The sequence below is a fragment of the Alloyangia pacifica genome (assembly GCF_020524285.1).
In the GTDB taxonomy this organism is placed as follows: Bacteria; Pseudomonadota; Alphaproteobacteria; order Rhodobacterales; family Rhodobacteraceae; genus Salipiger; species Salipiger pacificus_B.
Genome location: NZ_JAIVKX010000001.1, coordinates 14,409 through 29,664 on the forward strand (window position 1 = coordinate 14,409; position 15,256 = coordinate 29,664).

The following is a 15,256-nucleotide window of genomic DNA, read 5'->3' on the forward strand; positions in this document are numbered from 1 at the left end:
GATGCAGACTGGGAGGACCCGATGCGCGCCACGATCCTGATCACCCTCTTGGCGGCGGGCCTTGCCGCGCCGCTCACGGCGCAGCAGGCCGCCGACGCCGTGGCGCCGGAGACGGCCACCGGGGTCTCGGCCTTCGACGGGCTGTCGGAGGCCGCGCAGGCGGCGCTCGATGCCAAGGCGCAGGGGCTGCCGACCGAGGCGCAGGACTGGATGGTCGCCGCCGCCAACCCGCTTGCGGTCGAAGCGGGCGCGCGGGTTCTGCGCGAGGGCGGCAGCGCCGCCGACGCCATGGTCGCGGTACAGGCGGTGCTTGGGCTGGTCGAGCCGCAGAGCTCCGGGCTCGGCGGCGGCGCCTTCCTCGTCTGGTACGATGCGAAGAGCCGCAGCCTCACCACCCTCGACGGGCGTGAAACCGCGCCGCTGGCGGCCAAGCCCACCTATTTCCAGGACGAGAACGGTGAACCGCTCGGTTTCTTCGATGCGGTGGTCGGCGGGCTGTCGGTCGGCACGCCCGGCACGCCGCGGCTGATGGAAGAGGCGCACCGGCGCTGGGGTCGTGCCAACTGGGCCGGGCTCTTCGACGAAGCCATCGCGCTGGCCGAAGAGGGATTCATCGTCTCGCCGAGACTGGCGGAGCTGGTGGCGGGGGATGACGCGCGGCTGCGGCGGTTCCCGGAGACCGAAAGCTACTTCTACCCCGGCGGCACTGCGCTGCAGGCGGGCGACGTGGTGCAGAACCAGCCCTATGCCGAGACGCTTCGGGCGATTGCAACAGAAGGCAGCCGCGCCTTCTACACCGGCGAAATTGCCGAGGACATCGTGCGCACCGTGCGGAAGGCCGAGGGCAATCCGGGGCTGCTCAGCACCGCCGACCTCGCGCTCTACGACGTGATCGAGCGGGCGCCGGTCTGCGTTGCGTACCGCGCCCATGACGTCTGCGGCATGGGGCCGCCCTCGTCGGGTGCGCTGACCGTCGGGCAGATCCTCGGCACGCTCGAACCCTATGATCTCGCCACGCTCGGACCCGACAGCGCCGAGGCCTGGCGGCTGATCGGCGATGCCTCGCGGCTCGCCTTCGCCGACCGGGGCCGCTACATGGCCGACAGCGATTTCGTGCCCATGCCGACCGAGGGGCTGGTTGACCCGGCCTACCTGCAGGGGCGGGCCGAGCTCCTGGGCGGCGAGACGGCGCTGACCGACGTCGCCCCGGGCGAGCCCGACTGGGACCACGCGCAGCTCCGGGCCGATGATGCCTCGATCGAGTTCCCCTCGACCTCGCATATCTCCATCGTCGATGCGCAGGGCAACGCCCTGTCGATGACCACCACCATCGAGAACGGCTTCGGCTCGCGGCTTTTCGTGCGGGGCTTCCTGCTCAACAACGAGCTGACCGATTTCAGCTTCAAGACGCATGAGGGCGGCGTGCCCATCGCCAACCGGATCGAGCCGGGCAAGCGCCCGCGCTCCTCGATGGCGCCGACCATCGTGATGAAGGACGGCGCGCCGGTCATGGTGGTCGGCTCGCCCGGCGGCAGCCGGATCATCGGCTACGTCGCGCAGGCGGTGATCGCGCATCTCGACTGGGGCATGGACGTGCAGCAGGCAGTCTCGGCGCCGCATGTGCTCAACCGCTTCGGCACCATGGACCTCGAGGCCGGCACCGGCGCCGAGGCGCTGGCCGGCCCGCTCGGAGAGGTGGGCTTCGAGACCGAGGTGCGCGGGTTGAACTCGGGTCTGCACGCCATCGCGGTCGGAGAGGGGCTCAGCGGCGGGGCCGATCCGCGCCGCGAGGGGATCGCGCTCGGCGAGTGACAGGCCCCTGCGTGCCCCGGATTGATCCTGCGCAAGGACGCAGAAGCTGCCGTGTGGTAATGAAACTTGCGTGATCTGGGGAACTTCGCGCAGACTTCCCGGGTTGGTCGCCAAAGGACACCGCAGACGGAGGACGTCAAAATGGCCCAGACTGCAACCAAATCGAACGGCACCCCCAAGGTCGCCGAACCGCTGCCCAGCGACAGCGAAGCGCTGAGCGATCAGATCAAGACCCTGCGCGCCGACGTGGCCTCGCTCGCCGAGCTGGTGGGTGACATCGGCAAGCGCCGCGGCGCCGAATACAAGGCCGCCGGCGAAGCCAAGGCGCAGGACGTGCGCGACCGCAGCGAGGAAGCGCTGCGCGAGGCTGGCCAGCGCGTGGCCGAGCTGGAAAACAACGCGCGCGGCCAGATTCAGGCCAACCCCTTCCAGGCCATCGGCCTTGCGGCGGCGGTCGGCTTCCTGATCGGTTACGTCGGCAGCCGGAGGTAAGATCGCTTGTTCGCCCTGTTCGAGGCAAGACTGAGAGCCGGCCTGACACGGGCCGGCCGCACCATCGCCGGGGCGGTCTGCATGGCCGTCGCGGCGATTTTTTTCACCATTGCCGGCTGGATTGCTCTGGTCGAGGCGCAAGGCGAGCTGATCGCCGCGCTGATCGTCGGCGTCGTCTACCTCGTGCTGGCGCTGCTGCTCTTCTTCCTGCCGGTCAGGCCGCGCCTGCCGGCCGCTTCGGCGACCAGCGCCGCGCCCATGACCTCGCTGGTCGAGGCCTTTCTGGCGGGGCGCGCAGCGGGGCAGGCGATGCGCAAGGACTAATCGCCGGCTGATCATCGGCTGCCGGACTTTGCCCGGGATGCCCTTGGCGCGGGCCATAATTTCGCGCCAATATGTCAAAAATATATTGCTTTCGAAGCGCCCGCGCCACAGTCTGGTGCGGGTTTATTCTTTTGTAGACAGCCGGACATTGCCCCGGGATAGCAAGTGTGGCAGAAGATTTTGTAAGGATATCTGAACGGAAGAGTTTAGCGGATGACCGATTTCGTCACCCTCCGCCGTATGATGGTTGATACGCAGGTGCGCCCCTCGGACGTCACCAAGTTTCCGATCATCGAGGCCATGCTCCGTGTTCCGCGCGAAGCCTTTGTCCCCGACGAGGCCGTCGACGCGGCCTATGCCGGGCGCAACATCGACCTTGGCGACGGGCGCGTTGTTCTGGACCCGCGCACCTTTGCCAAGATGCTCGACGCACTGAACGTGGATGGCGACGACCTGGTGCTCGATATCGGCGCGGGCCTCGGCTACAGCGCCGCGGTCATCGCCCGCATCGCCGAGGCGGTGGTCGCTGTCGAGGATGACGCCGAGCGCGCCGACGAGGCGCAGCCGCTGCTGATGGAGCATGCGGACAACGTCATCCAGCACACCGGCCCGCTTGCCGAGGGCGCGCCGCAGCACGGTCCCTACGATGCCATCGTGATCGAGGGCGGGATCGAGGAGCTTCCCGAGGCCATTGCCGGGCAGCTCAAGGACGGCGGGCGAATTGCCTGTATTTTCATGGACGGGGCGCTGGGAACGGTGAAGGTCGGCTGGAAGATCGACGGCACCATCACCTGGCGCTTTTCTTTCAACGCCACTGCACCGGTACTTCCCGGCTTCGAGAAAAAGGTGGCCTTTGCGCTCTGACCCGACACGGGCAGGCGTCAAACGAAGAGATCGAGAGGGCAGGAAGATGGCGCGTAAATCGCTGACAAAATGGATGACGGGCGTTTGTCTCGCAGCCGGGCTCGCGATGCCCGCGGCGGCAGAGACGCTCGCGGACGCATTGGCCGGTGCCTACAACACCAGCGGTCTGCTCGAGCAGAACCGCGCGGTGCTGCGCGCCGCCGATGAAGACGTGGCCCAGGCGGTCGGCGCGCTGCGCCCGGTGATCAGCTGGTCCGGCGACGTGACCCGCAACTACGGTGAAACCCGCAGCGCGATCACCGGCAACTACACCGGCTCCGCCACCGACACCGCCTCGATCGGCCTCATCGCCTCGCTGGTGCTCTTCGACGGGGGCGCCAACCGCCTGTCGATCGACGCCGCCAAGGAAGCGGTTCTCGCAACCCGCTCGGGCCTCGTCTCGGTCGAGCAGGACGTGCTGCTGCGCGGCGTCTCGGCGTTCATGGAAGTCCGCCGCGCGGTCGAGACACTGACCCTGCGCCAGAACAACGTCCGGGTGATCGGCGAGGAACTCCGCGCCGCCGAAGACCGGTTCGAGGTCGGCGAAGTGACCCGCACCGACGTGGCCTCCGCCGAGGCCCGCCTCGCCGCGGCCCGCTCGCTGCTCGCCGCCGCCGAAGGTGCGCTGGCACAGGCGCGCGAAGAGTACCGCGCCTCGGTCGGCCGCCTGCCGGGCAGCCTCGTGTCGCCGAGCAGCCTGCCGCGCATTCCGGCCACCGCCGATCAGGCCAAGGCCATCGCCCTGCGCAACCACCCGGACATCATCCAGGTGCAGCACCAGGTCGCGGCCGCCGAGATCGGCATCGCCATCGCGCAAAGCAACATGAACCCCACCGTCTCGCTGCAGGGCACCTACGGCTACGACGAGAGCTTCGACAGCGAAGCGGGCAGCCGCGGCGGCACCGTCGGGGTGAACCTCTCGGGCCCGATCTACCAGGGCGGCCAGCTCAGCTCGATCAAGCGCCAGGCGCACGCCAGCCGCGACCAGACGCGCGGCGCACTGCTGCAGCTGACCAAGTCGATCCCGCAGTCGGTGGCCAACGCCTATGCCAACCTGCGCGTTGCCCAGGCCGCCCGTGCCGCCTCGGACGAGCAGGTGCGCGCCGCAACCGTCGCCTTCCGCGGCACCCGCGAGGAAGCCACGCTCGGCGCCCGGACCACGCTCGACGTGCTCGACGCCGAACAGGAACTGCTCGACGCGCGCAACACCCAGATCTCGGCCGTGGTCGACGAGACCATCGCGGCCTACACGGTGCTCTACACCATGGGTCAGCTCACCGCCGAGGATCTGGCGCTGAACGTGCCGCGCTATGACCCGGCCGAATACTACAACCTGGTCAAATCCGCTCCGGTCCAGTCCCGTCAGGGCGCAGACCTGAACCGCATCCTGAAGGCGATGGGGAAGCAGTAAGCTTCCCCGCGTCCCTGGACCGGTCCCCGGGCCGGTCCTTGTTGTCTGGCGGTCCCCGAGTCGCTACACTCGGGGAACAGGCAAGAGTGGTACATAAATGTCCGATCCCGTGTCCAATGTGGAAATCGAGGACGTTCTTTCCTCTATCCGGAGGTTGGTTTCCGAAGATTCCCGTCCCGACTCCCCGTCAGATGCGCCCCTGGCGCCCGGCGCCGCTCCGGCAGGTCGCCTGGTTCTGACCCCTGCGCTACGCGTGCAGGAGGCTCCGAGCCCGGACGCCTCCGATGACGCCGACAGCGCATTCGCCAATCTGGTGCAGGACGACAGCGCGCGCCATGCGGTCCCGGTCGCCGCGCGCCTCGTGCCCTCCGAAGAGGAAGTCGCCGAAACGGCGCGCCGCGCCCCCCTGCGGGACGTCGGCGCCACCGCGGAGCCTGCCGAGCGCCCTGCCGTGGACACGGTCGAAGAGGCCCCCTTCATCGAGGTGGAGGACGCCGACGCGTTTTCCGAGGCATCCATCGCCGACTTCTTCGCCCTCAAGCTGCAGGGCAGCGCATCGCCGCAGCCCGAGCCCGCCGCCGAACCTGCGGCGAAGGAAGGAAGCCTCGCGCAGAAGATCGCCGAGCTCGAGGAGATGATCGCCCGCAGCACGCATGACTTCGAGCCGGAGCGCGGCGAAGAGGCGCCCGAGGCAATCTTCCGCCATCAGCCCGCCGATGCGGCCGAGCCTGCTGCGCAGGGGGCCCCCGTGGTGGCCGCGGAGGACGAAGATCCCGAGCTTGCCAGCCGCCCGATGCCTGAGCCGGAACTTGTCGACGAGCCCTACCAGCTCGAGACGCTGGCGGAACCGCAGTCGGACGAGAGCTCGGACGATGAAGACCTGGCGCAGGATGCCGGGCAGGACATCGAACAGGACATTGACCTGGGCGTCACGGAAGCCGGTGAGGCCGAGGAAGCCCAGGACGATGCGCTTGCGGTCGAGCCCGATCCGGCGCCGGTGCGCCGCCCGGTCAAAATCCTCCGCAACCCGGTCTGGCAGCGCAGCCAGAGCAACCTGCGCAGCGAGACGCCCGCGCCCGAGGCTCCGGCCCCGGACGCAGCCCTTCCTGCCGGTCTCGACGAGGATCGCCTGCGGGCGCTGATCACCGAGGTGGTTCGCGAGGAACTGCAGGGCGCGCTGGGAGAGCGGGCGACGCGCAATGTCCGCAAGATGGTCCGACGGGAACTGCAGCGCCTGCTGGCGAGCGACGATCAGGACTGAGCGCAGGGCGCTGTCCGCGATCCCCTGAGCACATGCCTTTGAAACACACCGAGCCCGGCGCGCAAGCGGCCGGGCTCGGCTGTTCCTGGAGGGGGGCGGGACATGGCGATCGCCGGCCCGCGCTTGCTCCGAAAACGCCGAAGGCGCGCCCGGTTCGGGGCGCGCCTTCGACTTGCTGGGAGCAGGGCTCCCTATGCCGGGATCAAGCGGCTTCGGCTTGTTCCGCGGCTGCGGCTGCGTGACGACGCTCGCTCTCTTCGCGCGACAGCGCAACAGAGGTGCGGACACCTTTCGACACGAATTCCATCAGACCGGAGACAACCCGCTCGTTCGGGTCGATACCGGCACAGCTCAGAACTTCACGGCCGTCGCGCGAGCGTGCCCAACGGGCGATCTGCTCCGGACCATTGCCGTATTTCTTGTCATCGGCGATTGCATCGTCGAGCGCAGCCAGAACCACAGCGGCGAAAAGTTTCCGCGCGCGGTTGCCTTGTTCGGCATGGTAGGCTGTGCTGTCCACGAAATCCTTCATCTTTCGACCTTTATGATTATTGCTCTTGTCTTTTCTGGCGTGTGCGGCGTTATGGACCATTCCGTTCGATTCGGATACGGCACAAACGCATAACGTCGTTGCATCGGGTGCATATCTCGGCTTGTGCGGAACGCGAGATATCGTTGTCTTGCACGGGGCGAACCGGCCATATATAGGAGGCCGGAAAACCCCTTCAACCTTACTGTAAAGTTTTCTGACCATGCCCAAGATCAACGGTAACGAGATCCGCCCCGGTAACGTGCTCGAGCATGAAGGTGGCCTCTGGGCCGCGGTGAAGGTCGACCACGTGAAGCCCGGCAAGGGCGGCGCCTTCGCCCAGGTCGAGATGAAGAACCTGCGCAACGGCTCCAAGCTGAACGAGCGTTTCCGTTCGGCGGACAAGGTCGAGCGCGTGCGCCTCGAGCAGAAGGACATGCAGTTCCTCTACGAGGACGCGGGTCAGCTGATCTTCATGGACACCGAAACCTACGAGCAGGTGCAGCTCGACGCCGAGATTCTCGGCGAGCGTCGCCCCTTCCTGCAGGACGGCATGACCATCGTGGTCGAATTCCACGAGGAAGAGGCGCTGAACGCGACCCTGCCGCAGAAGGTGACCTGCAAGGTCGTCGAGACCGAGCCGGTGGTCAAAGGTCAGACCGCTGCCAACAGCTTCAAGCCCGCCGTGCTCGACAACGGCGTGCGTGTCCTGGTTCCGCCCTTCGTCGGGCAGGACGAGGACATCATCGTGAACACCGAGACAATGGAGTATTCGGAACGCGCATAACCCGCGCGCCGACCAGTTTGTCCCCGTGCGATCCGGGGGCGATACATCATGATCCAAAGGGCCTCCGGCGCATAGCCCAGGAGGCCCTTTTCATGTTTACCCCTTGCGATTCAACGGACATTCCCGCGCTTGCCGTCACGCTGCGCGGTCTGCACGGGCAGCACGTCGCCCATGTACCGCACCGCTTTCATGACCGGGCCAGCGAGGCCGAGCTGCAGGAGTTCTTCGCCACGGCCATGGCGGAGGGTGCGCAGCTCCGGGCCTACCGTGTCGGCGGCGTGCCGCGCGGCTACCTGATGTGGCGCTGGCGCTGCAGCCCGGCGACCGCGCTCAGGCATCCGCAGCGCCGGGCCGAGCTGGAGCACATCTGGGTCGAGCCCTCGTGGCGGCGGCGCGGGGTCGCGCGGCGGCTCATCGCCGGGTTCGAGGCCGAGATCGCCGGGCAGGGGGCGGAGGGTTGGACCACCACGGTGCATGCCTTCAACGCGCCCTCGCGCGCGCTTATGCTCGGCGCCGGGGCCTCGGGGGTCGTCGAGGTGCTTGAGAAGCGCTTTCAGGCGCCGGGGCGAACGTCGGGGTGAGCGTCGGCCTGATCGAGCAGCCCGCGCAGCATGCCCGCGTAGCCGCCTCCGAAGAGCCGCAGGTGCACCAGCGCCGGGAACAGCTGGTAGACCGGGCGGCGCGCGACGCGGCCCGGCTCGATCGGTCCGTAGCCCTGCCAGAAGGCGGCGGGCGGGGTGCCGAAAAGCTCCAGCATGGCCAGGTCGACCTCGGCGTGGCCATGGTAGCAGGCGGGGTCGATCAGCGCGGCGCCCCCCGACATGAAGAGCGCGTTGCCAGTCCAGAGATCGCCGTGCAGCAGCGCGGGCGTTGGGGTTTCGGGCAGCACTTCGGGCATCCGCTCGGCCAGCGCGCCGACGCGCCGGGCGAGATCGGTCGGAAGGTGCGGGACAAACGGCAGCAGCCGCGCCTCGGCCCAGAAGGCGGGCCAGGTCGCGCGCGGCGCATTGTCGAGGGGCAGGGGGCCGAAGCCATAGCCTTCGCCCCAGCCGTAGCCAGCGCCGGGTGTGTCATGCAGCCTGCGCAACTCCCGCCCCAGTGCCAGCCAGCCGTCCGGGGTGGCGGCAATCTCCGGCAGGGCCTCCAGCGCCAGCCACTCACCTGCCTGCGCCAGCACCTCCGGCGCGCGGGCGCCGCAAGCGGCAATGGCCAGCAGCATCCGCGCTTCGGTGGCGACGCGTGCGCCGCGCTTGAGCACCACCTCACGGCCGTCGCTCAGGGTGGCAAGCGCCACTTCCGACAGGTCCCCGCCGTGCAGCGCCCGGCTGGCCGTGACGCGCGCGCCGAGCGCGGTCTCCAGCGCCTCCCGGCTCAAGAGGTCCGGCGCAGCGTGGCCTCGCCGGCGGTCATCTCGCCCTGCGAGCGGTCGAAGCGCAGGAACGCAAGGCCGCGTCCGCCGGACTGCGTGTAGAGCGTGCCCGCGGGCTTGCCGCCGGTCTCGACCGGGGTGCCCACCGGGGCGTCGCCGCTCACCTCCACGGGGACCAGACCCTTGCGCAGCTCGGTCTTGTGTTTCATCCGCGCGACCACTTCCTGGCCAATGAAGCAGCCTTTCTTGAAGTCGACGCCGTTCAGACGCTCGAACCCGGCTTCGAGGATGAAGGTGTCCGGGGTCAGCTCGACGCCGCTTTCGGGCACGCAGGCGGCGACGCGCAGCGCCTCCCAGTCGGCGTCTTCGTCGGGTTGCCCGTCATAGCCGCGCCAGCCCAGCGAGGTGTCGCGCGGGTCGGCAAAGGCGCCCTCGGGGGTGGCGCCGGTGCCGCGGGTCACCTGGATATCGGTCTCCTCGAGATCGACCTTGGCGCGCAGCTTGTAGAGCGTGAGCGCGCGCGCCAGATCGGCGGCGAGGGGCGCGGCCACATCGATCAGGATCGACCCCTCGGGGCGCGGCACGAGGAAGAAATCCGCCCGGTACTTGCCCTGCGGGGTCAGCAGCGCGGCATAGACCAGACCTTGGCTCAGCTTGCCCAGGTCGTTGGTGACGAGGTTCTGAAGGAAGTCGCGGGCCTCGGGGCCGCTGACGCGCAGCACGCTGCGCGGGGCGTCCGTCGGGATGCCTGTGGTGGCGGTCATGGTTGCTCCGTCCGTTGTCCGTTGCGCCGACTATAAGCGCGGCGCGGGACAGGTTACAGGGGCAGCGCCTCAGACGGTCTGTTCATCCTCGAACTGCATGGCGTGCAGGCGCGCATAGGCGCCGCCGAGGGCCATGAGCTCATCATGTGTGCCTTCTTCGACCACGTGGCCGGCATCCATCACCACGATCTTGTCGGCATTGCGGATGGTCGAGAGCCTGTGGGCGATGACCAGCGTGGTGCGCCCGACCGAGAGCTTGTCGAGCGCCGCCTGCACCACCTGCTCCGAGGCGGCGTCGAGCGCCGAGGTGGCCTCGTCGAGCAGCAGGATCGGCGTGTCGCGCAGCAGGGCGCGGGCGATGGCCACGCGCTGGCGCTGGCCGCCCGACAGGTTGCTGCCGCGGGTGCCGGCAAGGCTGTCGATCCCGTCGGGCAGGCGCGGCACGAAGTCCGAGACATGCGCGGCCTCGAGCACCTCGTCGAGCCGCTCCTCGGCCACGTCCTCGCGGCCCAGCAGGATGTTCTCGCGCAGGCTGTCCTCGAACAGCAGCGCGTCCTGGCTGACCACCGAGAAAAGCCCGCGCAGGTCGGCGAGCTTCATCGCGTCGGTGCGCACGCCGCCGATGGTGACCTCGCCCGCGTCGGGGTCGACCAGCCGGGTCAGCACGTTGAACACCGTCGACTTGCCCGCGCCCGAGGCGCCGACCAGCGCCGTGGTCTTGCCCGCCTCGGCGGTGAAACTGGTGCCGCGCAGCACGGCGGAGCCGGAATAGTTGAGCTCGACGCCGCGCAGCACGATCTCGGGCACGCCCTTGGGGGCGGGCACCGGCTGCGGCGGGTCGCGCAGTTCGGGTTCCAGTTCCAGCAGCTCCTTGATCCGTTCGATGGAGGCGGCGGCGATCTGCCAGGTGCCGCTGACCGCGCCGAGCCGGCGCAGCGGCTCGAAGGCAAGCCCGATGGCGGTGAAGAAGGCCATGAAATCGCCGACGCTTTTCTGCCCCGAGATGATCTCGCCGCCGCCGAAGATCAGCACGCCGCAGATGCCGATGCCGGACATCACGTCGATCAGCCCGGGAATGGCCGACTGGCCGAGGCTCGAGGCGACGGTGGTGCGGATCCGTTCCTTGGTCAGCGACTTGTAGCGCCTGGCCTCGTATTTCTCGAGCCGGTTGAGCTTAATCGGCACGATGCCGTGGAAGATCTCGTTCAGCCGGGTCGACAGCCCGGCCGAGATGTCACGGGCGCGGCGCGCGTACCGGCGTACGTAGCGCTGCAGCATGACCGAGGGCGCCACCATCAGCGGCACGCCGATCAGCGCGATCAGGGTCCAGCGCCAGTCCATGGCGATGGCCACACCGAAAAGCGAGACCAGCGCGATCATGTCGCGGCCCGTGCCGGTGATCAGGATGCTCCAGACCTTGCTGACCGAGGCGACGTCGCCCTCGATGCGCTGCATCAGGTAGCCGGGACCGTGTTTCTGGTGAAAGGCGCCGTCCAGCCGCATCAGGTGCGACAGCAGGTCGTTGCGGATGTCCGCGACGGTGAGCTGCGAGACCCGCGTCAGAACCACCTTCTGGATGACGCTGGCCAGCGCGCGGATCATGAAGATGGAGAAGATCGCGAGGCCCACCCCCATCAGTGCGGCGCGGCTGCCGCCGACCAGCACCTGGTCGAACATCGGCTTCATCATGTAGCTGAGGAAGCCGAACATCGAGCCTTCGAGCATCATGAAGACGAAGGCGATGACGATCTGCCAGCGATAGCGCCAGAGGTACCGGCGCCCGAGCCAGAACAGCAGGTTCTCGTCTTTTTGCTTCGCGGCGCTCATGCCATCTCTTCCGGCGGGCGCTTGTTGTCGAAGCCCGCCTGCAGCGTCTTGGAATCGTACTCGCTGCGCACCCAGTCCTCGAAAGAGATCGGCTTGCGGCGATTGCGGGCCGCGTAGGTGTCGAGGATGTAGCCCTGGATCCCGGTCTTGGTGAACTCGAGGTGGGCGTATTTCAGCCCCATCTGCTTGCGCGCCTCTTCCACCGGCACGCCCTCGAACACCATCAGGTAGACGGCGGAGGCGAAGCCGGCGCGGTCGGCGCCCGACTTGCAGTGGAACATCATCGGCTTCTCGGCCTCGCGCATCGTGTCGATGAGATGCGTGATGCGGTCGGCCTTGGGCGCCATGCGCGCCCAGAGCTTGGCGTGCAGCAGCGTCAGGCCGAGCTTCTCGCAGCTCTCCTTCTCGAAGAGGTAATGCGAGTATTTCTCTTCGCCACGCAGGGTGATGACGGTCTTGATGCCCATCTGCGCGTATTTCTCGAAGCGCGCGTGGGTGGGCTGGTTCGAGCGCCAGACGCCCGGCGCGATCTGCCAGAAGTTGTGCCAGAAGAGCCGCAGGAAGGCGTGATCGAAGACATTGTAATGCAGCTTCGACAGCAGCCGGGCGCGGGGGGTCGAGATGTCCTTGCCGAAGGACCGGCGAAAGCGCCGCTCGGCCGTCTCGATCTTGTCCCAGAACTTCGTCAGCATGCCTGTCTTCCTGTGCCTGTCGCGCGGCGGTTTACGGGCTCCGGCCACTGCTGGCAAGCGCCGTGCCCTCCACGGGGCAATGACCGTCCCCGCGGCGGCGGCGGGGACGGGGCGGGGCCGAGGGAGATTGACCTCGGCGCAACCGCGGTTAGGTTGGCCCTCGCCCCGCAATTTCAAGGGGTGTTTTCGGAGTTTTCGCATGTCTCTCGCCCATGGTCGCCCCTATCTGGCCATTCCCGGTCCTTCCGTCATGCCCGACGCGGTGCTGCGCGCCATGCACCGCGCCTCGCCCAATATCTACGAGGGGGCGATCGTCGAGATGGTGGCCGGGCTGATCCCCGACCTGCGCTACGTCGCGCAGACCGCGGCGGCCAAGGTGGCGATCTACATCGCCAACGGGCACGGTGCCTGGGAAGCGGCGCTGGCCAATGTCGTGGGCGAGGGCGACACGGTACTGGTGCCCGCCACCGGGCGGTTCGCCCATGGCTGGGCCGAGATGGCGCGCGGTCTCGGCGCCGAAGTCGAGCTGATCGAGTTCGGCACCAAGTCGACCTACGACCCGGCGCTGGTGGCCGAGGCGCTGCGCAACGACAAGGCGGGCAAGATCAAGGCGGTTCTCGCCAGCCACGTCGACACCGCCACCTCGATCCGCAACGACCTGGCCAGCCTGCGCGCGGCGATGGACAGCACCGGCCACCCGGCGCTGCTGATGGCCGATTGCGTCGCCTCGCTGGGCGTCGAGGAATTCCGCATGGATGACTGGGGCGTCGACATCATGGTCACCGGCTCGCAGAAGGGCCTGATGGTGCCGCCGGGCCTCGGCTTCGTCTTCTTCAACGCCAAGGCCGAGGCGCGCCGCGCCGAGATGACCCGCGTGTCGCGCTACTGGGACTGGACCCCGCGCGGCAACCCCGAATACTTCTACGAGTACTTCGGCGGCACCGCGCCGACCCATCACCTCTACGGTCTGCGCGCCGCGCTCGACATGATCCGCGAGGAGAGCATCGAGCAAATCTGGCACCGCCACGCCGTGCTGGCCCGCACCATCTGGGCGGCGGCCGAGGCCTGGGGGCAGGGCGGTCCGCTGACGCTCAACGTCGCAGACCGCAGCCTGCGCAGCCACGCGGTCACCGCGCTGCGGCTCGGCAAGCCCTATGGCGCGCAGCTGCGCAAGTGGTGCGAGACGGAGGCCGGGGTGACGCTGGGCATCGGGCTCGGGATGGCCGAGCCGGACGATCCCATGGGCACCGGCTTCTTCCGCATCGGCCACATGGGCCACGTCAACACGCACATGATCCTCGGGCTGCTCGGCGTGCTCGAAGCGGGCTTCGTGTCGCTGGACATCCCGCACGGGCCGGGCGCGCTCACCGCGGCGGCGGCGGAGATTGCCAAGGGCTGAAATGCCGGCCCCGCGCGCGCCAAGGCCCGGTGGGATTTCCCCGCGGGACTCATGGGGGGACTCATGGGCGCGGGGTTCACCCCTGCGGTGGGGTCTCTCGCGCGCTGGTTCGGCGATGCTCGATGACGGAGATCACGTGGTTGATCGCCACCCCGGCGATCACCACCGGGCCGAGCCCGTAGCTGATCCAGAGCAGCAGGAAGACAAGAAACATCACCACGAAGAGCAGCACTAGGTTGGCGCTGAAGAAGTCGGGCCGCGGCGGTTCGGACGGATATGCCATGATGCGATCCTCAGACGGGCTGAAAGAGACGGCGGACTGGAAAAGACGTCGACTTGAGTGGGGCCTCAGGAGTGAGTGGGGCCCTGCAATACGACAAGGGTAGCGCACCTCGGGCCCGGGTCACGCATCAGGCTGGCCAAAACTGCTTTCGAAAACCTTTCCCGCCGATCTGCTTGTGCAGCTCGGCGGAAAATTTGTGCATCTGACCGGAGCGCGGGCTCAGCCGACGCTTTCGCGGGCCTCTGCCAGCGCCGCGGGCAGCGCCTCTTCCAGTGCGTCGAGATCGGACTCGGTGCCCGCGCCGACGCGGATGCAGCGGTTCTGCGGCGCCACGAAGGGCATGCGCACGAAGACCCCGCGCTTGCTCAGGCCCTCGAGCACGGCCTTGGCCAGCGCGCCGTCGCCGCCGCAGTCCACCGCGACGAAGTTGGTGGCCGAGGGCAGGGCGGACAGCCCGTTCGCCTGTGCGATGGCGGCGATGCGGCCCCGCGCGGCGGCGACCTTCTCGATGGTCTGCGCCAGCCACTCCCGGTCCTGCAGACCGGCCAGCGCCCCGGCCTGCGCCGTGCGGTTCATGCCGAAATGATTGCGGATCTTGTCGAAGGCGCGAATGAGCGGCGCCGCCGCCAGCGCGTAGCCGACGCGCGCGCCCGCCATGCCGTAGGCCTTCGAGAAGGTGCGGAAGCGGATCACCCGCGGGTCCTCGATGTCGATCTCGGGGGCCGTGCCCTCGGGGGCGAACTCCACGTAGGCCTCGTCGAGCACCAGCAGCGCGCCCTGGGGCACCTTGCCGAGCTGCGCGGCGATCTCGGCGCCCGGCTTCCATGAGCCCATCGGGTTGTCGGGGTTGGCGAAGTAGACGAGCTTGGCATCGACCTCGGCAGCCTTGGCCAGCAGCGCGGGCAGATCCTCGGCGTCGTTCTGGTAGGGCACCTTGTGCAGCACCCCGCCAAAGCCCGCCACGTGGTAGTTGAACGTGGGGTAGGCGCCATCGGAGGTCACCACCGCGTCGCCCTGCGCCACGACAAGCCGCACGAGATAGCCCAGCAGCCCGTCGATGCCTTCGCCGACCATGACGTTCTCGGGGGCGACGCCATGCGCGGCCGCGATGGCGTTGCGCAGGTCGTAGCTGGTCGAGTCGCCGTATTTCCAGATCTCGGCGGCCTCGCGCTGCATGGCCTCGATCGCGCGGGGCGAGGGGCCGAAGACGTTCTCGTTGGCGCCGATGCGGGCGCGGAACGGTGCGCTGCGCTCGCGCTCCTGGGTTTCCGGGCCGACGAATGGCACGGTTTCGGGAAGCGAAGCGACAAGCGGGGTGTAGCGAGGTCCAGTCATGGCGGAGATATGCCGCAGCGGAAAAGCTCTGGCAATAGGCCGGAAACGGCTGTCGTCCGGCGCGCTCA

General features: G+C 68.4%; 16 protein-coding genes. 9 read left to right on the plus strand and 7 right to left on the minus strand.

The window, feature by feature from the left end:
- The first annotated feature begins 21 nt into the window (after window positions 1-21).
- From ggt to LC039_RS00090, 6 genes are all read left to right on the plus strand, one after another.
- Window positions 22-1,812: a gamma-glutamyltransferase gene (ggt, locus tag LC039_RS00065; RefSeq protein ID WP_226621022.1), complete on the plus strand. Its 1,791-nt coding sequence runs from the start codon at window positions 22-24 to the stop codon at window positions 1,810-1,812.
- 141 nt (window positions 1,813-1,953) lie between these two features.
- The gene (locus tag LC039_RS00070) at window positions 1,954-2,304 is read left to right on the plus strand and encodes a DUF883 family protein (protein ID WP_226621023.1); all 351 of its coding nucleotides are present in this window, start codon (window positions 1,954-1,956) and stop codon (window positions 2,302-2,304) included.
- Between the two features lie 6 nt (window positions 2,305-2,310).
- The gene (locus LC039_RS00075; protein WP_226621024.1) at window positions 2,311-2,628 is read left to right on the plus strand and encodes a hypothetical protein; all 318 of its coding nucleotides are present in this window, start codon (window positions 2,311-2,313) and stop codon (window positions 2,626-2,628) included.
- Window positions 2,629-2,841: 213 nt separating this feature from the next.
- Window positions 2,842-3,492: a protein-L-isoaspartate O-methyltransferase family protein gene (locus tag LC039_RS00080; RefSeq protein ID WP_226621025.1), complete on the plus strand. Its 651-nt coding sequence runs from the start codon at window positions 2,842-2,844 to the stop codon at window positions 3,490-3,492.
- 73 nt (window positions 3,493-3,565) lie between these two features.
- Entirely contained in the window at window positions 3,566-4,942 is a 1,377-nt protein-coding gene (locus LC039_RS00085) for a TolC family outer membrane protein (protein ID WP_226621026.1), read from the plus strand.
- 253 nt (window positions 4,943-5,195) lie between these two features.
- On the plus strand, window positions 5,196-6,203 hold the full coding sequence (locus LC039_RS00090; protein WP_226621027.1) for a hypothetical protein: 1,008 nt from the start codon (window positions 5,196-5,198) through the stop codon (window positions 6,201-6,203).
- 202 nt (window positions 6,204-6,405) lie between these two features.
- Here LC039_RS00090 and LC039_RS00095 read toward each other — a convergent pair whose 3' ends face one another.
- Window positions 6,406-6,735 (minus strand): DUF6280 family protein, encoded by a 330-nt coding sequence (locus LC039_RS00095; protein ID WP_066101377.1) that lies wholly within the window; start codon window positions 6,733-6,735, stop codon window positions 6,406-6,408.
- A gap of 220 nt (window positions 6,736-6,955) precedes the next feature.
- Here LC039_RS00095 and efp point away from each other — a divergent pair, with 220 nt between their 5' ends.
- Both efp and LC039_RS00105 read left to right on the plus strand, forming a co-directional pair.
- Window positions 6,956-7,519, plus strand: a complete 564-nt coding sequence (gene efp / locus LC039_RS00100; RefSeq protein ID WP_226621028.1) for an elongation factor P — start codon at window positions 6,956-6,958, stop codon at window positions 7,517-7,519.
- A gap of 92 nt (window positions 7,520-7,611) precedes the next feature.
- On the plus strand, window positions 7,612-8,100 hold the full coding sequence (locus LC039_RS00105) for a GNAT family N-acetyltransferase (RefSeq protein ID WP_226621029.1): 489 nt from the start codon (window positions 7,612-7,614) through the stop codon (window positions 8,098-8,100).
- Here LC039_RS00105 and LC039_RS00110 read toward each other — a convergent pair.
- The 4 genes from LC039_RS00110 to LC039_RS00125 form a co-directional block, all read right to left on the minus strand.
- Window positions 8,073-8,894, minus strand: a complete 822-nt coding sequence (locus LC039_RS00110) for a fructosamine kinase family protein (protein ID WP_226621030.1) — start codon at window positions 8,892-8,894, stop codon at window positions 8,073-8,075. The two genes, LC039_RS00105 and LC039_RS00110, sit on opposite strands and share 28 nt — an antisense overlap.
- Window positions 8,891-9,652 carry a YgfZ/GcvT domain-containing protein gene (locus tag LC039_RS00115; protein WP_226621031.1) on the minus strand — a complete coding sequence of 254 codons (762 nt, stop codon included), beginning with the start codon at window positions 9,650-9,652 and terminating at the stop codon, window positions 8,891-8,893. Before LC039_RS00115 ends, LC039_RS00110 begins: the two co-directional genes overlap by 4 nt.
- Before the next feature lie 69 nt (window positions 9,653-9,721).
- On the minus strand, window positions 9,722-11,479 hold the full coding sequence (locus tag LC039_RS00120) for an ABC transporter ATP-binding protein (RefSeq protein ID WP_226621032.1): 1,758 nt from the start codon (window positions 11,477-11,479) through the stop codon (window positions 9,722-9,724).
- Window positions 11,476-12,171, minus strand: coding sequence for a fused DSP-PTPase phosphatase/NAD kinase-like protein (locus LC039_RS00125; protein ID WP_226621033.1), 696 nt, complete (start codon window positions 12,169-12,171; stop codon window positions 11,476-11,478). The genes LC039_RS00120 and LC039_RS00125 overlap by 4 nt, the downstream gene beginning before the upstream one ends.
- Before the next feature lie 199 nt (window positions 12,172-12,370).
- Between LC039_RS00125 and LC039_RS00130 the strand changes: the two genes are divergently transcribed.
- On the plus strand, window positions 12,371-13,570 hold the full coding sequence (locus LC039_RS00130) for a pyridoxal-phosphate-dependent aminotransferase family protein (protein WP_226621034.1): 1,200 nt from the start codon (window positions 12,371-12,373) through the stop codon (window positions 13,568-13,570).
- A gap of 76 nt (window positions 13,571-13,646) precedes the next feature.
- Here the strand turns inward: LC039_RS00130 and LC039_RS00135 are convergent, their stop codons facing one another.
- Together LC039_RS00135 and LC039_RS00140 are read right to left on the minus strand one after the other, a co-directional pair.
- A complete protein-coding gene (locus LC039_RS00135) occupies window positions 13,647-13,853 on the minus strand; it encodes a histidinol phosphate aminotransferase (protein ID WP_226621035.1) in 207 nt (68 codons plus the stop codon).
- A gap of 219 nt (window positions 13,854-14,072) precedes the next feature.
- Complete coding sequence (locus LC039_RS00140; RefSeq protein WP_226621036.1) at window positions 14,073-15,188, minus strand: pyridoxal phosphate-dependent aminotransferase; 1,116 nt, start codon at window positions 15,186-15,188, stop codon at window positions 14,073-14,075.
- Window positions 15,189-15,256 lie beyond the last annotated feature (68 nt).